The organism is Streptomyces sp. NPDC048415, assembly GCF_040651675.1.
GTDB lineage: Bacteria > Actinomycetota > Actinomycetes > Streptomycetales > Streptomycetaceae > Streptomyces.
Window position 1 is genome coordinate 89,696 of the sequence record NZ_JBEZKJ010000009.1, and the last position, 16,817, is coordinate 106,512.

Annotated in this window: 12 protein-coding genes; 11 read left to right on the forward strand and 1 reads right to left on the reverse strand. The window is 70.3% G+C overall.

Annotated elements, in window-relative coordinates; genetic code table 11:
* The first annotated feature begins 108 nt into the window (after nt 1-108).
* The 7 genes from AB0D27_RS09620 (at nt 109) to AB0D27_RS09650 (ending at nt 11,055) form a co-directional block, all read left to right on the forward strand.
* Nucleotides 109-1,659, forward strand: coding sequence for a DUF4192 domain-containing protein (locus tag AB0D27_RS09620; protein WP_362504542.1), 1,551 nt, complete (start codon nt 109-111; stop codon nt 1,657-1,659).
* A gap of 668 nt (nt 1,660-2,327) precedes the next feature.
* Complete coding sequence (locus AB0D27_RS09625) at nt 2,328-4,268, forward strand: glycogen debranching N-terminal domain-containing protein (protein WP_362504699.1); 1,941 nt, start codon at nt 2,328-2,330, stop codon at nt 4,266-4,268.
* Between the two features lie 130 nt (nt 4,269-4,398).
* A complete protein-coding gene (locus AB0D27_RS09630) occupies nt 4,399-5,157 on the forward strand; it encodes an NUDIX hydrolase (RefSeq protein ID WP_362504545.1) in 759 nt (252 codons plus the stop codon).
* Nucleotides 5,158-5,355: 198 nt separating this feature from the next.
* Nucleotides 5,356-7,116, forward strand: a complete 1,761-nt coding sequence (locus tag AB0D27_RS09635; RefSeq protein ID WP_362504548.1) for an ABC transporter ATP-binding protein — start codon at nt 5,356-5,358, stop codon at nt 7,114-7,116.
* Between the two features lie 162 nt (nt 7,117-7,278).
* Complete coding sequence (locus AB0D27_RS09640; protein ID WP_362504551.1) at nt 7,279-8,166, forward strand: FCD domain-containing protein; 888 nt, start codon at nt 7,279-7,281, stop codon at nt 8,164-8,166.
* 403 nt (nt 8,167-8,569) lie between these two features.
* The gene (locus tag AB0D27_RS09645) at nt 8,570-10,105 is read left to right on the forward strand and encodes an RNA polymerase sigma factor (RefSeq protein WP_362504554.1); all 1,536 of its coding nucleotides are present in this window, start codon (nt 8,570-8,572) and stop codon (nt 10,103-10,105) included.
* Between the two features lie 131 nt (nt 10,106-10,236).
* Nucleotides 10,237-11,055, forward strand: coding sequence for a serine protease (locus AB0D27_RS09650; RefSeq protein ID WP_362504557.1), 819 nt, complete (start codon nt 10,237-10,239; stop codon nt 11,053-11,055).
* 109 nt (nt 11,056-11,164) lie between these two features.
* Here AB0D27_RS09650 and AB0D27_RS09655 read toward each other — a convergent pair whose 3' ends face one another.
* Nucleotides 11,165-11,395 carry a hypothetical protein gene (locus tag AB0D27_RS09655; protein ID WP_121406526.1) on the reverse strand — a complete coding sequence of 77 codons (231 nt, stop codon included), beginning with the start codon at nt 11,393-11,395 and terminating at the stop codon, nt 11,165-11,167.
* A 444-nt stretch (nt 11,396-11,839) separates the two neighbouring features.
* Here AB0D27_RS09655 and AB0D27_RS09660 point away from each other — a divergent pair, with 444 nt between their 5' ends.
* From AB0D27_RS09660 to AB0D27_RS09675, 4 genes are all read left to right on the forward strand, one after another.
* Nucleotides 11,840-13,963 (forward strand): DNA topoisomerase IV subunit B, encoded by a 2,124-nt coding sequence (locus AB0D27_RS09660; protein WP_362504560.1) that lies wholly within the window; start codon nt 11,840-11,842, stop codon nt 13,961-13,963.
* 490 nt (nt 13,964-14,453) lie between these two features.
* Complete coding sequence (locus tag AB0D27_RS09665; RefSeq protein ID WP_362504702.1) at nt 14,454-14,978, forward strand: DUF1453 domain-containing protein; 525 nt, start codon at nt 14,454-14,456, stop codon at nt 14,976-14,978.
* Nucleotides 14,975-16,126 (forward strand): histidine kinase, encoded by a 1,152-nt coding sequence (locus AB0D27_RS09670; RefSeq protein ID WP_362504563.1) that lies wholly within the window; start codon nt 14,975-14,977, stop codon nt 16,124-16,126. Before AB0D27_RS09665 ends, AB0D27_RS09670 begins: the two co-directional genes overlap by 4 nt.
* Nucleotides 16,123-16,812, forward strand: a complete 690-nt coding sequence (locus AB0D27_RS09675) for a response regulator transcription factor (protein WP_362504566.1) — start codon at nt 16,123-16,125, stop codon at nt 16,810-16,812. Before AB0D27_RS09670 ends, AB0D27_RS09675 begins: the two co-directional genes overlap by 4 nt.
* Nucleotides 16,813-16,817 lie beyond the last annotated feature (5 nt).

Sequence of the window (16,817 nt, forward strand, 5' to 3'; positions counted from 1 at the left end):
ACATCGCGCGAACGAGCCCGTCGAGCTGTGGACAATTCCTGTCGTGGGCATGGCCATGGTTATCCACAGGTCAAAGCGGAATCCCATGATCCGCGAGATGGTCCCGGCATGACGAATCACGACGAAGCGGCCGGCAGGTCCGGCGCCGAGGACATCAGCGGCTCCGGCGGTCCCGCGGGCCACGACCGGTCCGGGCAGCACGTGGAACACGATCTCCCCGGCGGCCCAGGTGTCCCCGGCAGCGAGCATCAGGTGACCTTGCGCACCCCGGCGGAGCTGGCGGACGCCCTGCCCTACTTGCTCGGGTACCGCCCCGAGGACAGCATCGTGCTGGTCGCTCTGCACGACCGTGAGCGACGTGGCCGTTTCGGCGGCCGTGCCCGTCTCGGCATCCCCGCCCACGCGGACGACTGGCCGTCCGTGGCCGAGCAACTGGCGCAGGGACTGGTGAAGGGAAGCGAGCGCAGAGGCGCGCGGCCCGAGAGCATGGTCGCCTACCTCTGCCAGGAACCGGGGAGCGGCGAATCAGGACGGCAGGTCATGGAGCGTCTGCGCCCGCTCGCGCAGTTGTTGCGTACGGCGTGCGGTCGCCTCGACGTCCCGGTGGTCGAGGCGCTCTGCATCTCCGACGGCCGCTTCTGGTCGTACACCTGCCCGGGCCAGGGATGCTGTCCGCCAGAGGGACAGTCGATGGGGCTGCCCGGGACGTCCGTTCTCGCCGCTGCCGCGACGTATGCGGGCCTCCAAGTCCGCGGATCGCTCAGGGAACTCACGGCGAGGCTCCTTCCCTGGGAGACGACGGCGGCGCTGGAACAGGAGGTTGCGCTCGACACGGCGAGCATGGCGCTCGTTCCGAGGATTTTGGACAGCGAGAGCCGCGCCGATGTGGCCGAGGAAGCCCTCGAACTGGCTCGGCGGATCATGAGCCGGCTCGCCGACGCTCCGCCCGTCCCCGGAACTCGTCCGGCTGACCTGCGCGACGACGGACTCCTGGGGCACGACGAGGCCGCCACCGTGATTCTCGGCATCCAGGACCGCAGGACCCGCGACCGCGCCGCTGAGTGGATGGAGGGCGCCGAGGCCCGCCCCGCCCTGCGCCTGTGGCGCGCGCTGGCTCGCCGCTGCGTCGGCCCCTACCGCGAGCACGCCGCGGCACCCCTCACGCTCGCCGGATGGGTCGCCTGGTCCACCGGCGACGAACTGGAGGCCCGAGAGGCCTTCGCCATGGCGCTGGGCGCCGATCCCGACTACCTCTTCGCCCGCCTCCTGCACCAGGCGTGCAACGAGGGCCTGGACCCGGAGTCGATCCGCCGCTGCCTGCGCGCGGAGCACACCGGCCGCGCCGCGGAGAAAGCAGACCAACCCACCGATCTCGGTGCGCCGCCGGTATCAACCCAACCGACGGCTCCCCGGCTGCCGGGCGCCGAGGCTCATCCGGCGGCGCCCACCACGCGGCGTCGACGCCGGACACGCCCGGCCGCGAACGGAGGAGCTGGTCCAAGCCGACACACCCCTGGGACCGCACGCGCCTCCCGACGTCGCCCTGCCGACGACGCTTCGCCAGCCGGGGACGGACCGGGACGCGCGACCGAGGGTGCGAGTGGTCGGCCCTGGGCGCACCGCGAGGCCGGCCGGCATCCGGCGGGGGAGGACACATGAGTACCGGAACCGTCATGGGGCGGAACGGATCGGGCTCGGTGAACGGGAGCCTCAACCCGGTACGCGGCTTGGTGGCCGCGTGGGCGCGTGGGCGGGCGCGCTGGATGAGGGGCCGCTCCAGGGACAACGTCGTTTCACGGTGTCACCCCCGTGGCGCCGGGTGGAACCCTGCTCCGGCCTCGCTGAGGCTGAGCGCGACCCCCGGTGCCGACGGTGGGCCGGTGCCTTCGCGCACCGTCAGCCCCCGTGCGCGCGCCTCCCGTCCGCCGGGCGACAGCGTGGCCTGCCCGCCGACTCACCGCCATTCGGTCGGCTTCCCAGGTCGAGGGCGTGACCCCAGGCAGGGCCGCTCCGTTCACCTGAGTGGCGGAACCCGTGGCCGGACCGCGCCGCCACAACGCCCCGATCCTACGGAGCCCCCCACCCGGCGCCGAGCGCGCTCAAGGCGCGCCGAGCGCGGAGGAAGCTGCGCCATGCCCTTGCCCCTCCCGTCCTCGGCCCCCGACGGCGGCCGTCCGCCCACGCGCACGACCGCGCATCCTGTCACGCGTCGGGGCGGCCCGTCGGCCCCGGTCGCGGGAACGGACAGCACCTTGCCCTCCTCCCGAGCTGCGGGCGGTCCCACGACGGCCCAGACGTCGTTGTCCATCCCACGCCGGACCGCGGACCTGCCCCCGGCCCACACCGCTCTGATCTGTGTCGCCCTGCCAGGACTGGTGATCTCCACCGAGCAAGGGCAGTTGACCGGCCGGGGGCTGGAGGGGTTCTACCGAGCTGGACGACGCATGCTGTCCCGCTGTGAGGTACGGGTCGCAGGCCGAGAGCCGCTCGCCGTCCAGGCCCGGATGGTCGCGGCCGACCGAGCCCGCTTCGTGGGGACGCTCCGGGCATCCTCCGACGTCGGCCCGGATCCGGACGTGGTCGTCGAACGGACGCGGGACGCGGACGGCACCGAGCGGATCACCCTCCAGAGCGCGGCCCCTCGTACCCTGCGCCTGCCCGTCGAGATCGCCCTCGGCACGGATCTGGCGGAACTGGGCTCGGTGGCCTCGGGCCGAGCCGGCCCCGAACTGCCCGCCAGCGTCCACGACTCCGGCCTGCGCTGGTCCTGCGCCACGGGGCACTCGGCCGTCACCGCCGACCCGCCGCCCACCGACGCCCTGGCCTCAGCCGGACTCCTGCGCTGGGAGTTCGAACTGCCGCCGGGCGGCACCCGCAGCGTGGAGCTGCGCGTACGCTCGGACTGGGTTGGGCCCATCAGGGCGGTGGGACATGGCGCGGCGAGCCCGTTCGCCCCGGCCCGGGCGGCGGGCGACGACCCCAGAGTCGGGGCACTCCTGCGCACCTGCGTCGAGGATCTCCAGGCCCTGCTGCTGCGAGACCCCGGGCATCCGTCCGACGTACACCTCGCGGCGGGGGCGCCCTGGCGGTGCGGCCTCGCACCGGCCGAGGCGCTTGTCGCGGCCCGGATGACGTTGCCACTCGGCACCCGCCTCGCCGCAGGCACCCTGCGGACTCTGGCCCGCACTCAACTCGCCGGCCCGGGGCCGCGGACCGGTCTGATTCCGGGACCGCGCCGGGACGGCGGGCCGTACCTGCCGCCGGGCTGCACGGCGACCGAGGCGACCTTGCTCTTTCCCGTGCTCCTTGCGGAGGCCCGGCGCTGGGGGTTGGCGCAGCAGGAGGTGGAGGAACTGCTGCCCACGGCCGAGCGATGCCTCGAATGGCTGCGGACCAGCGTCGGCGACGGCATCTACCTGCCCGATCCGCATCCCGGGGGACCGCTCCGGTGCGAGACACAGGCACATGCCCATCGGGCGGCGCTGCTGGGCGCCGACCTGCTCGACGCATACGGCCGGTCAGGTGGACCCGCGCTGCGGGAGTGGGCCCAAGAGCTGAGGCGGGCGTTTCGCGACGAATTCTGGGTCGAGGACCGAGGAGGTGGCAGACCGGCGGCGGCCCGCGCCCCGGACGGTCGCCTCGTGCCACACCTCGGTTCGAGCACCGCCCACCTCCTCGACACCGGTCTGCTCGGCTGCGGAGAGCTGGCACCCGGTCTGCTCGACAAGGTGCAGACCGAACAACTCGCTCGGCTGCTCGGCGGCCCGGCCATGGACTCGGGCTGGGGCCTGCGCGGCCTGGGGGCGAAGGAGGTGGCGTACAACCCGTTCGGCCATCGCGGGGGCGCGGTGCGCGTTCAGGAGACGGCGGTCGCCGTTGCGGGACTGGCCGCCGCCGGCTACGAGAAGGAGGCGAGCTCGCTGCTGCGGGGCGTGCTGGCGGCCGCAGAGCACTTCGGCCACCGGCTGCCCGAGATGTACGGGGGAGAGCAGCGCACGGAGGGGCGCGCCCCGCTGCCACATCCCGCGGCCTCCCGACCGGCGGCCACGGCCGCCGGCGCCGGGGTGCTGCTGCTCGCCTGCCTGGTCGGGATCCGCCCCGATGCACCTGCCGGGACGGTGACCCTGCGCCCCTTCCGTGGCGCGCCGCTGGGGGAGATCGGGCTGACGGGACTGCGGATCTCGGGTGCCCCCTTCTCCGTACGCGTCAGCAGGCTCGGCCTCGCCATGGTCGAGGAAGCGGCCGACGGACTGCAGTTGGGGATGTGACCTCGCGGGACAGAGCCGCTCACGGAGACCGAGGGCGCCCGTGGCCGCCGTACCTGTTGGAAGTGGATCAACCGCGGACGCGGCTGACGAAGGAGGTGTTTATCGTCAGGCAGACGACTATGATCGCGGCATGCCCTACGACCCGTCGGCCTTTCCGCCCTTCGCCGTGACCGTGGACCTGGTCGTGCTGACAGTGCGCCGCCATGCCCTGTGCGCCTTGGCGGTACGGAGGGGCGAGCAGCCGTTCCAGGGACGGTGGGCGCTCCCCGGCGGCTTCGTACGGCCCGACGAGGATCTGGCCCAGGCCGCGGCGCGCGAACTCGTCGAGGAAACCGGGCTGTGTGCCCACGACCCGTTCACGCCCGCGCAGGACAACGGCGCACACCTGGAGCAGCTCGCGACATATGGAGACCCCAAACGTGACCCTCGCATGCGGGTGGTCAGCGTGGCCCATCTAGCGCTGGCCCCCGATCTGCCCGCGCCCCGGGCCGGCGGCGACGCCAACAGCGCGCGCTGGGCACCGGTCGAGGAGCTCCTGCAGCAGGGCGGCTACGGCCGCGACGGAGAGCAGGCGGCGCCCCTCGCCTTCGACCACGCACAGATCCTCTCGGACGGTGTGGAGCGCGCCCGATCCAAGATCGAGTACTCGTCGCTGGCGACCGCCTTCTGTCCGACCGAGTTCACCGTCGGCGAGCTGCGCCGCGTGTACGAGGCCGTGTGGGGGGTGGCGCTCGACCCGCGCAACTTCCACCGCAAGGTGACCGGCACGCCGGGCTTCCTGGTGCCCACGGGCGGGACGACCACGCGCCAGGGCGGCCGGCCCGCCCAGCTCTTCCGTGCCGGCGGCGCCACACTGCTCAACCCTCCGATGCTGCGCCCCGAGGTCTGACGAGGCGCGGAAGAACGGGTCCGGACTCCCGGCCGGGGGGAGGGCACTCAGGGGGAAATGTCCGGCTTCTGGGCTCGGGGTGCGCGCAGGGAACAGTTCAGGGTTCTGTGCCCGGCTGCGATCGCGTGAGTGGGAAGCCTGCCGCGACGAGCCTCGAGGTGCCCGAAAAACCGGAAATGTCGCGCTATCTTGCTTCGAGTGATCCAGGCCATCGGACTGACCAGCAACCCCCACAAGGAGCTTCCGCCCGCCCTCGACGACGTGTCCTTCGAGGCACACGCGGGCCGCGTCACGGCGGTCCTCGGAGCGCCGGGCGCGGGCAAGACGACGGCGCTGAGGCTCATGCTCGAACTCCAACAGGGCCGCGGTATCACCTACTTCAGAGGCCGCCCTCTCCACCGGATCGCCCATCCGTCGCGCGAAGTCGGCGTGCTCCTGGGGGAAGTGCCCGGCCATCCGGCGCGCACGGTCCGCGGCCAACTCCGCATGCTGTGCGCCGCAGCCGGCGTGCCCGTGCGACGCGCGGACGAAGTTCTCGAAGTGGTCGGGCTCGCCGGCCTGCGCGACGAACGCCTGGGCACGCTCTCGCGCGGCATGGACCGCCGCCTCGGCCTGGCGTGCGCGCTCCTGTCCGATCCGCACACCCTCCTCCTCGACGAACCGGCCGACGGACTCTCCGCCGGTGAAGGCCGATGGCTGCACGGCATTCTGCGCGCACACGCCGTCCAGGGAGGCACGGTGCTGTTCACCACGGACGACCCGAAGGAGGCCGCGCGAACGGCCGACCGGGTCGTCACGCTGGAGGAGGGCCGACTCGTCGCCGACCAGGAGGCCGCGGACTTCGCCCGCACCCGGCTCCGCCCGCGCGTCGCCGTGCGCAGCCCACACGCCGCCCGGCTCAGCGCCCTGCTGACCAAGGAGGCCCGCACCGCACAGCGCTCCCTGGAGGTCGTACGTGAGGACGGCAACCGGCTCTCGGTGTACGGCAGCACCTGCGCCGACGTCGGCGAGACCGCCTTCCGGCACGGCATCCTCGTACACCAACTCGCCGACGAGATCGGGGACATGGGTCCCGTCCCCGCGCCGTGCACCGAAGGGGCCGCCCAGCAGGCCGACGAGCCGCGTGCGGCCGAGACGCCGGCCGCGAATGACCTGGCCCCCCTCCCGCCCCCCATCGCCGTACGCCAGGCCCCCAGCCCGCTGCGTCCCCTGCGCTACGAACTGCGCCGCGCCACCGGAGTGGGCACTGGCTACCTCACCACGGCCGCCGTTCTCGTCACCTCGGCCCTTCTGTCCGTTCTACTGGCCCGAATCGGTCATACCCCCCAGCCCCGCCTCCTGGCCGCGTGGCCGCGGGAACTCCCCCTGCCGCCCACAGCGCTCGGCGCCGGACTGCTCGGTGCCATCGCCTTCGGTGATGAGTTCCGCCACCCCGCCCTGGCCGCGGATCGCGGCACCGTCCCCCGCCGCCTGGGACTGCTCGCCGCCAAACTCCTCGTCGCCTCGGCCACGGCGCTGACGCTGGCCTTCCTCGCCGTGGGATGCGACCTCGAGGTGCTTTACGTCGTCTACGGACGGGAGCTCACCGAAGTTCCCGCGGACTGGTTGTCGCTCAGTACGAGTTGGCTCGGGCTCGTGATGGGCTGCGCCTGGGCGGGTGTGCTGGCCGCGGGCATCTTCCGGTCCACGAGCGCGGGGCTCGCGGCGGTGCTCGCCGTGCCGATCCTCGTCGTACCGCTCGTACAGAAGGCCTTGGAGGGGCCGTCTGTGCGGACCGCGGCCGGATTTTCCGTGCGACTGAGGGAGGTGGTGCTGATGCAGTGGCCGTTCGGAGGCGAGCGCTATCTGGCTGCTGGGGCGCGCATGGTCGCCCAACCGGTCGGCGGCGCGCTGACGTTGTCGCTGACCGCCCTGCTCTGCGCATATCTGCTCACGACCCTGCGTAGCAGAGTCCGATGACGGCTGTCCGCACCCTTCCGCTCCCGGTGTGCGCACAACTCCCCGAAGTGCGCCCATTTCTTTCCGATAAGGCGTCAATTGCGACGGGGTGAGCGATCACCCTTTCGTGTGCTTTTCACCAAAGACCTCAAGGGAGTTGGAGCCAGCGCCGACAAAGGATCCGTGAGTACCCTTGCGCAGACCATGATGACCGCCGCCCGCTCCGCAGACTCCGGCCTGACCGGCCCGGGCGACCTCGACCGCTATCCCTATGCCGAGGCCCCTGGTGCCGACCGCATGGGAGCCCCCGCGTGGGAGAGCGCGGACACCGAGCTGGGCCGTGTGGGCCGGCGGGCCGCGGGCAGCCGCGGACGCGGCCTGCACGGCCAACTCGTCCAGCAACTGGGCCAGATGATCGTCTCCGGCGACCTGGGCGCGGACCGCCCGCTCGTTCCCGAGGAGATCGGCCAGCGGTTCGAGGTCTCCCGCACCGTCGTCCGCGAATCCCTCCGCGTCCTGGAGGCGAAGGGGCTGGTCAGCGCCCGTCCGAACGTCGGCACGCGCGTGCGGCCCGTCAGTGACTGGAACCTCCTCGACCCGGACATTATCGAATGGCGGGCCTTCGGACCGCAGCGCGACGACCAGCGGCGCGAGCTGAGTGAGCTGCGCTGGACCATCGAGCCACTCGCCGCGCGTCTCGCCGCCGGCCACGGGCGCGAGGACGTCCAGCAGCGGCTCGGCGACATGGTCGAGATCATGGGCCATGCCATGGCGCAGGGTGACTCGCTCACCTTCTCGCGGGCCGACGCCGAGTTCCACTCGTTGCTCATCCAGCTCGCCGGCAACCGGATGCTGGAGCATCTCTCCGGAATCGTGTCGGCCGCGCTCCAGGTCTCCGGAAACCCGGTCACCGGCTGTGACCGGCCCAATGAGGCCTCCCTGGCGCACCACGGGCGCATCGTCGACGCGCTCGCCGCGGCCGACGGTACGGCGGCCGAGGCGGCCATGCGTCAACTTCTCACCGTCCACCCCGAGGTGGAGCGCGTGGTACCCGCGCCGCGCGAGCACTGATCGAGCACCGAGGGCGGCGTGGTCGGGGGCGTGTGCCCTCTCATGGCATCGCTTGGCCGGCGAACCATCTCGTGTCGGCACCCCGTCGGATCCTTTCGGACCTGGCGGGGTTCGGCGCGAGGGGGTTATGGCCATGAGCTGACCCCCTCTGACCGTATCTGGACGCTTTTGAGCGCTTACGGGGTGTGACTCGGGCCACGCAGATTGGGCGTAACGCTCTTCCGGGCAGCGCGATGACCTAAGAGGTGACAGCCGAGGAGGGAATACAGACGCCGTTTGCGGCGCTGTCCATCTTCCCGGCCCACGCCCGCGCCGTCGACCCATCCCCAAGTCGTCGGTCGTCGGCTCCCGTCCACAATGGATGGGGCCGGAAGCCGTTTTCCAACGTTCCGAGAGGTTGTTCGTGTCGGCCAGCACATCCCGTACGCTCCCGCCGGAGATCGCCGAGTCCGTCTCTGTCATGGCGCTCATTGAGCGGGGAAAGGCTGAGGGGCAGATCGCCGGCGATGACGTGCGTCGGGCCTTCGAAGCTGACCAGATTCCGGCCACTCAGTGGAAGAACGTACTGCGCAGCCTCAACCAGATCCTCGAGGAAGAGGGTGTGACGCTGATGGTCAGTGCCGCGGAGCCCAAGCGCACCCGAAAGAGCGTCGCAGCGAAGAGTCCGGCCAAGCGCACCGCCACCAAGACCGTGGCGGCCAAGACGGTGACCGCGAAGAAGGCCACCGCCACCGCCGCTTCGGCAGTGCCCGCCGCCGACGACCCGGCTGAGGACGCGTCCGCCAACCAGGCCCCCGCCAAGAAGACGACGGCCAAGAAGGCCGTCGCGAAGAAGACGGTCGCCAAGAAGACGGCGGCCAAGAAGACGACCGCCAAGAAGGACGACGCCGAGCTCGGCGACGACGAGGCAGTCGAGGAGACCCCGGGCAAGCCCGGCGCCGAAGAGCCCGCCGAGGACGGCGCGCAGGGCTTCGTGCTGTCCGACGAGGACGAGGACGACGCGCCCGCGCAGCAGGTCGCCGCCGCCGGCGCCACCGCCGACCCGGTCAAGGACTACCTCAAGCAGATCGGTAAGGTCCCGCTGCTCAACGCCGAGCAGGAGGTGGAGCTCGCCAAGCGCATCGAGGCCGGTCTGTTCGCCGAGGACAAGCTGGCCAACGCCGACAAGCTCGCCCCCAAGCTCAAGCGTGAGCTGGAGATCATCGCCGAGGACGGCCGCCGCGCCAAGAACCACCTCCTGGAGGCCAACCTCCGTCTGGTGGTCTCCCTGGCCAAGCGCTACACCGGCCGCGGCATGCTCTTCCTGGACCTCATCCAGGAGGGCAACCTCGGTCTGATCCGCGCGGTCGAGAAGTTCGACTACACCAAGGGCTACAAGTTCTCCACGTACGCCACCTGGTGGATCCGTCAGGCGATCACCCGCGCCATGGCCGACCAGGCACGCACCATCCGGATCCCGGTGCACATGGTCGAGGTCATCAACAAGCTCGCGCGCGTGCAGCGCCAGATGCTCCAGGACCTGGGCCGTGAGCCCACCCCGGAGGAGCTGGCCAAGGAGCTCGACATGACCCCTGAGAAGGTCATCGAGGTCCAGAAATACGGTCGCGAGCCCATCTCGCTGCACACCCCGTTGGGTGAGGACGGTGACAGCGAGTTCGGTGACCTCATCGAGGACTCCGAGGCCGTCGTTCCGGCCGACGCGGTCAGCTTCACGCTCCTCCAGGAGCAGCTTCACTCCGTTCTCGACACCCTTTCCGAGCGCGAGGCGGGTGTCGTCTCGATGCGCTTCGGTCTCACCGACGGTCAGCCGAAGACCCTCGACGAGATCGGCAAGGTGTACGGCGTGACGCGTGAGCGGATCCGCCAGATCGAGTCCAAGACGATGTCGAAGCTGCGTCACCCGTCGCGCTCCCAGGTGCTGCGCGACTACCTCGACTAGGCCTCGGCCGTACGTCACTGAGGGCCCGACTCCCGCGGGGAGCCGGGCCCTCGGCGTATGCGCGGAGTGCGTACCCGCGCTTGTTGGATCACTCTGGGTGTTCCATGACCATCCCAGAGTGAGGAGCGCGCATGCGCCGTCTCTTTGCACCCGTCCTGGCCCTCGCGGCCGCCGCAGCCGCGATACCGCTTGCGTCCCCCGCCCCGGCAGCGGGCGACAGCGTTGTCATCGGTGGCTATCCAGTCGATATCTCCAAGAGTCCGTGGACGGTGGCGCTGTCCAGTCGTGACCGGTTCGGGGGTACGCGCGCAGGGCAGTTCTGCGGGGGAGTGGTAATCGGCCCGTCCACGGTGCTGACCGCGGCCCACTGTCTGGGCGCGGACGTACTCGGGGCGCCGCCACAGCAGGTGCGGGACCTGAAGGTCATCGCGGAGCGCGGGGATCTGCTGTCGGCCAAAGGCAAGGAGATCCCGGTAAGCGCTATCCGGATCAACCCGGCCTATGACAGCCACACGAACGCTGGGGACTTCGGCGTGCTCACACTCGCCACGCCACTTCCCGCGAGTTCGGTCATGCGCATGGCATCCTCCGGCGACGCCGCGTACGAACCGGGGACGGCCGCCGTGGTCTACGGCTGGGGTGACGCGTCGGGCGGTGGCGACTACGCGCGCACGCTGCGGGCCGCGCCCGTGCACGTGCTCCCGGACGCCTCGTGCAAAGAAGCCTATCCGGGGAGCGCTGTCGGCACATACCGAGCAGCGTCCATGCTGTGCGCCGGTGAACCCGAGGGCGGGCGGGACGCCTGTCAGGGCGACAGCGGGGGGCCGCTGGTCGCCCAGGGGCGGCTCATCGGCCTTGTGTCATGGGGGGTCGGCTGCGGACGGGCTGGCAGCCCAGGTGTCTACACGCGGGTCTCGGCCGTCGCCTCGGCGCTCGGCGGGAGCCGCTGAGCGCGACCGGCGAAGCGGTATGAGTACGGGCGGCCACTCCCTGTGTCCAGGGGGTGGCCGCCCGCTCACCGGCCTGTTGCCGGCACTCGCTCGTCGTTGATGCGAAGTGTCAGCGTTCTTCGTCGTTGACGCTTTCGGGAACGGACGTCAGCCGCTCCGTCTCGTCCTGTATCTCAGCGGCGATCTTCTTGAGTTCCGGCTCGAACTTGCGACCGTGGTGGGCGCAGAAGAGCAGTTCTCCGCCGCTCAGGAGGACGACGCGCAGATAAGCCTGGGCGCCGCAACGGTCGCAGCGGTCAGCGGCCGTCAGCGGGCTCGCGGGGGTCAGAACAGTAGTCACGTCGCCTCTTCTCTAGCTCGACGAGCTGTCGTACCAGGGTCAACATCCAACCAGGCCGAAAACGTTCCCGCTCGCGGCTTTTCCTCGAAAAATTTCTTCCGGGCCGGCTGTCTGCTGCCGGTTGGCGGCGAATGAGCCGTATTGCGTGTCTTCGTGTCTGTACGGGTTCGCGCTGGTGGTCAGGGGGTCTGTCCTCCCGGCTGGCTTGCCGGTTGTTCATGAGGACGTGCCCGGAGCCTAAATGGTTCATGCCTGGAAGGGAACGTGATATGTACTTCACTCAATCGAGGGATCGAACACCTATACGACCCTGGACTAGTCTGGGATTCGTGCGAGGGTGGCGTTACAACGGCTCTACCAGGCCTCGGTACCCTCTGAGCGGCGACCGAAGCCGGGCCCTTACCCAAAAGGGTCCCATCTGAAATTCAGCGAGGAGCGAACCGCGTGACCGCCGAGACGTCCGTGCCGTCCACAGCGCTGCTGACCGGAGCAGACCGGGACGGTTCCAACTACACCGCGCGGCACCTGCTCGTCCTCGAGGGGCTCGAGGCCGTACGCAAGCGCCCGGGCATGTACATCGGGTCGACCGACAGTCGCGGCCTGATGCACTGCCTCTGGGAGATCATCGACAACTCCGTCGACGAGGCTCTCGGGGGCTACTGCGACCACATCGAGGTGATCCTGCACGACGACGCCTCGGTGGAGGTGCGGGACAACGGCCGCGGCATCCCGGTCGACGTGGAGCCCAAGACGGGCATGTCCGGTGTCGAGGTCGTGATGACCAAGCTGCACGCCGGCGGCAAGTTCGGCGGCGGCTCGTACGCGGCCTCCGGCGGTCTGCACGGCGTGGGCGCCTCCGTGGTGAACGCGCTCTCCGCCCGCCTGGACGTGGAGGTCGACCGGAGCGGCCACACCCACGCGGTGAGCTTCCGTCGCGGTACGCCAGGAGCGTTCAAGGCGGACGGTCCGGACGCCGCCTTCGACGCCACGGGCGGCCTGCGCAAGCTCAAGCGGATCCCCAAGGCCCGAACCGGCACGCGCGTGCGTTACTGGGCGGACCGCCAGATCTTCCTCAAGGACGCCAAGCTCTCCCTGGAGCACCTGCACCAGCGCGCCCGCCAGACCGCCTTCCTGGTGCCCGGCCTGACCATCGTCGTCCGCGACGAGTACGGACTCGGTGAGGGCGGCAGCAAGGGCGAGGAGTCCTTCCGCTTCGACGGCGGCATCAGCGAGTTCTGTGAGTACCTGGCCACCGACAAGCCCGTCTGTGACATCCTCCGGTTCTCCGGTCAGGGCATCTTCAAGGAGACGGTCCCGGTCCTCGACGACCATGGGCAGATGACGCCGACCGAGGTCACACGTGAACTCGGTGTCGACGTCGCGCTGCGCTGGGGAACCGGTTACGACACGACCCTGAAGTCGTTCGTGAACATCATCGCCACCCCCAAGGGCGGTACCCACGTCGCGGGCTTCGAGCAGGCTGTCACCAAGACGATGCTCGAGGTGCTGCGCGCCAAGAAGCTGCTGCGTGTCGCCGAGGACGACATCGTCAAGGACGACGCGCTGGAGGGCCTGACCGCCGTCGTCACCGTGCGCCTCGCCGAGCCACAGTTCGAGGGGCAGACCAAGGAGGTCCTCGGCACGTCGGCTGCCCGCCGCATCGTGACGAATGTGGTCTCCAAGGAGCTCAAGGCGTTCCTGACCTCCACGAAGCGGGACGCCGCCGCGCAGGCTCGGGTCGTTCTCGAGAAGGCAGTCGCCGCCGCCCGTACGCGGATCGCCGCCCGCCAGCACAAGGACGCGCAGCGCCGGAAGACGGCCCTGGAGTCCTCTTCGCTGCCCGCCAAGCTCGCGGACTGCCGCAGTGACGACGTGGAGCGCAGCGAGCTGTTCATCGTCGAGGGTGACTCGGCACTCGGTACGGCCAAGCTGGCCCGGAACTCCGAGTTCCAGGCGCTGCTGCCGATTCGAGGCAAGATTCTCAACGTTCAGAAGGCGTCCGTCACGGACATGCTGAAGAACGCCGAGTGCGGTGCGATCATCCAGGTCATAGGAGCGGGGTCCGGCCGGACCTTCGACATCGACGCGGCGCGCTACGGGAAGATCATTCTTCTCGTCGACGCCGATGTCGACGGCGCGCACATCCGCATCCTGCTGCTGACGCTGTTCCAGCGCTACATGCGGCCGATGGTGGAGGCGGGGCGGGTGTTCGCCGCGGTGCCGCCGCTGCACCGCATCGAGCTCAGTCAGCCCAAAAAGGGCCAGGACAAGTACATCTACACGTACTCGGATCGGGAGCTGCGCGAGACGCTGCTTGAGCTGCAGCGCAAGAACGTGCGGTACAAGGACTCGATTCAGCGCTACAAGGGACTCGGCGAGATGGACGCCGACCAGTTGGCCGAGACGACGATGGATCCGCGGCACCGGACGCTGCGTCGGATCAACATCTCCGATCTGGAGGCGTCCGAGCAGGTGTTTGATCTGCTGATGGGGAACGATGTGGCTCCGCGCAAGGAGTTCATCTCCAGCTCGGCGGCGACGTTGGATCGCTCACGGATCGACGCGTAGGCGGGCGGGGCGCCTTCTGCAGGGTCGGTTGGTCGGGGCCGTGCCGGTACATCCCTGCCCGTCGCGCCGACGGATCAGACGTTGGTCCGTGGGGAGCCGTCTCTGGTCGCGAACGTAAGCGACGGGCATGGGATGTAGGCAGGGGATGTACCGGCACGGCCCCTCGGCCGGTGCATCATCCAGCCCGGTGGGCATGAACCAGCCCGTCCGGCGTTTGAGGACGAGGCCGTTCAAGCCGAACGGGGGGTCTGGGGGCGGAGCCCGGAGTACGTGACGGGTAGGGGCGGAGGGGGCGGAATCCAAGAGCACGGCCACCCTGCAGCAGCGCCCAGCGGGGAAGCTCCACCCGTAGGTGGAGATGCGAGGTGGTCGGGGATCCACCCACGATCCACCCCGGCTCCGATCTGCTGACCAGCCGATTTCCGTAGCGTCGAAGGCGTCGACAGCTCCCGCTGCCGATACCCGCTCTTCCCCGCCAACGGAGGCCATGATGTCCGGGCTCGTCCACGCTTTGCTGACCTGCGCCGTCGTTGTCCTGGTGATCGCGCGCCAGTTCCGCACCCGCAGGATCACGACGGACCGGCGCTGGTGGATCGTGCCCTCCGTTGTGGCCTTCCTCGCTCTGCGAGAGCCCGGAGTGATCGATCCGCACCATCAAACCGGGGCGATCCTTCTGCTCGGTGTGGAACTGCTCATAGGCCTGGCCATGGGGGCCGGCTGGGCATGGACGACGCGGATATGGACTGAGCCGGACGGCTCGGTGTGGAGCAAGAGCACCAAGGCCAGCCTGGCCGTCTGGATCGTGGGCGTAGGGCTGCGTCTGGGTCTGTTCGGCATCGGTGCCCTGCTCGGCGTGCACCAGAACTCTTCCGCTCTGCTGCTCGGGCTCGCGGCGACGCTGCTGGTCCGCTCCGGGCTCGTGGTCTGGCGGACGCAATCGCTGCGCCCCGCGGACGAAGTGGGCCGGGCGTACGGTGACGGCGTTTCTCAGGCCTCGTGGAAGGAGCACGTGTGACGGAGAACGCGTGGAAGCACTGGCCCTCCCGCGAGGCCCTCTCCCGAGAGGGATCGCCCAAGGCGCGGCGGGCACTCGCCTGGACCGTGCGGGCCCTCGCCCTGGGCACACTCATCGCGACGACCTTCACGAACAGGGACCTGCCCGGCTGGGGCGTCGCGGCGGCCCTCGCGGGAATCGTGCTCTGCGCGCTCCTCGCCTGGGCGTTCTGGCGGACCACGCTCGAACACCGCCTGCTGCCGTCCCTGGGGCTGCTCACTCTGCTGCTCGCGATCGCCACGGTGGGGCAGGGCGTGGGCTTCCGGACGCCGGCGCTCGTCCTGTGGTGCGGGTGCGCAGTCAGCGCCATCGAGCGGCTGCCTCTCGCGGCAGCTCTGCCGGCCACCTCCGTGGCACTGAGCGCGTACGCCGTCGTCAACAACGATGTCTGGCTGACCACCGCGGCCACCACAGCGGGGCTCGCGCTGGCCGGATATGTGCTGCGTCTGGACGCGGAGGCGCGGGGGAGCGCACAGCGACTGCTGGCGCAGGAGCGTGCGGCACGTACGGCCGAAGCGGAATCGGCGGCGCTCGCGGAGCGGGCGAGGATCGCGCGGGAGATCCACGACGTGCTGGCCCACAGCCTCTCGGCGCAACTCGTGCACCTGGAGGCGGCCCGGCTGCTCATTGAGCGGGGCGCGGACCGCGAGACCATCCTCGAACGGGTCGTAGCGGCACGGGGGATGGCCCGCGAGGGGCTGGCGGAGACCCGGCAGGCGCTCTCCGCGCTGCGGGGCGAGATCACCCCGCTGGAGGACTTCCTCGGCGAACTCGTCGCCGCGGCCGACGGTGCCGACGTCACCGTGACCGGCGAACGGCACGCGCTGCCCGCCGAAGCCTCGCAAGCGGTGCGCAGAGTCGCTCAGGAGGCTCTGACGAACGTGCGCAAGCACGCTCCGGGCGCCAAGGTTCATGTACGGCTCGACTACGGCGAGCACGAAGTGACGCTGGACGTACGGGACTCGGGCGGCCCACCGGGCGAGCTCAGCGGCTCCGGAGCCGGGTACGGTCTGCTGGGCATGCGGGAGCGTGCCGAGTTGCTGGGCGGTTCGCTGGAGGCCGGACCGGACAAGGAGGGGTTCGTGGTGACGCTGAAGGTGCCCGTATGACACAGAGCGAGGAGGCGGCAAGGAAGCCGGCGCGGGTTGTGGTGGCGGACGACCAGACCGTGGTGCGCGAGGGCATTGTGATGCTGCTGGGACTGCTGCCCGGGATCGAGGTCGTCGGAGCGGCCGGGGACGGGGACGAGGCGGTGGAGCTGGTCGCCGAACTCGCTCCGGACGTCGTGCTGATGGACCTGCGCATGCCCCGCTGTGACGGTGTCGAGGCGACCCGGCGCATCCGCGCCGAGCACCCCGGGACACAGGTCGTCGTGCTGACGACGTACGCGGACGACGAGTCGTTGTTTCCCGCGCTCAGAGCGGGGGCCCGCGGTTATCTGACCAAGGACGCGGGAGGCGACGAGATCGTACGGGCGGTGGAGAGTGTGCTGTCCGGGGACGTGGGGCTCTCGCCGAGCATCCAACGACGGCTGCTGGAGCGGCTGTCGGAGCCGGCACCGCAACAGGCTCCGCCTGCGGAGGCACCGGACGGGCTCACCGCGCGCGAGACCGAGGTGCTCCTGCTGATCGCCGAGGGCCTCAGCAACCAGGAGATCGCCCGCAAACTGCATGTCTCCACGGCCACCGTGAAGACCCACATCAACAACCTCTTCGCCAAGACCGGGCTCAAGGACCGTGCTCAAGCAGTGCGTTACGCCTATGGGAAGGGTCTCGTACGGCCGCCGGCCGGCTGAGTCAC

Coding starts and splice junctions, on each gene's coding strand:
- AB0D27_RS09650 (WP_362504557.1), top strand. CDS start 10,237: ATGCGCCGTCTCTTTGCACCCGTCCTGGCCCTCGCGGCCGCCGCAGCC.
- AB0D27_RS09620 (WP_362504542.1), top strand. CDS start 109: ATGACGAATCACGACGAAGCGGCCGGCAGGTCCGGCGCCGAGGACATC.
- AB0D27_RS09665 (WP_362504702.1), top strand. CDS start 14,454: ATGTCCGGGCTCGTCCACGCTTTGCTGACCTGCGCCGTCGTTGTCCTG.
- AB0D27_RS09675 (WP_362504566.1), top strand. CDS start 16,123: ATGACACAGAGCGAGGAGGCGGCAAGGAAGCCGGCGCGGGTTGTGGTG.
- AB0D27_RS09630 (WP_362504545.1), top strand. CDS start 4,399: ATGCCCTACGACCCGTCGGCCTTTCCGCCCTTCGCCGTGACCGTGGAC.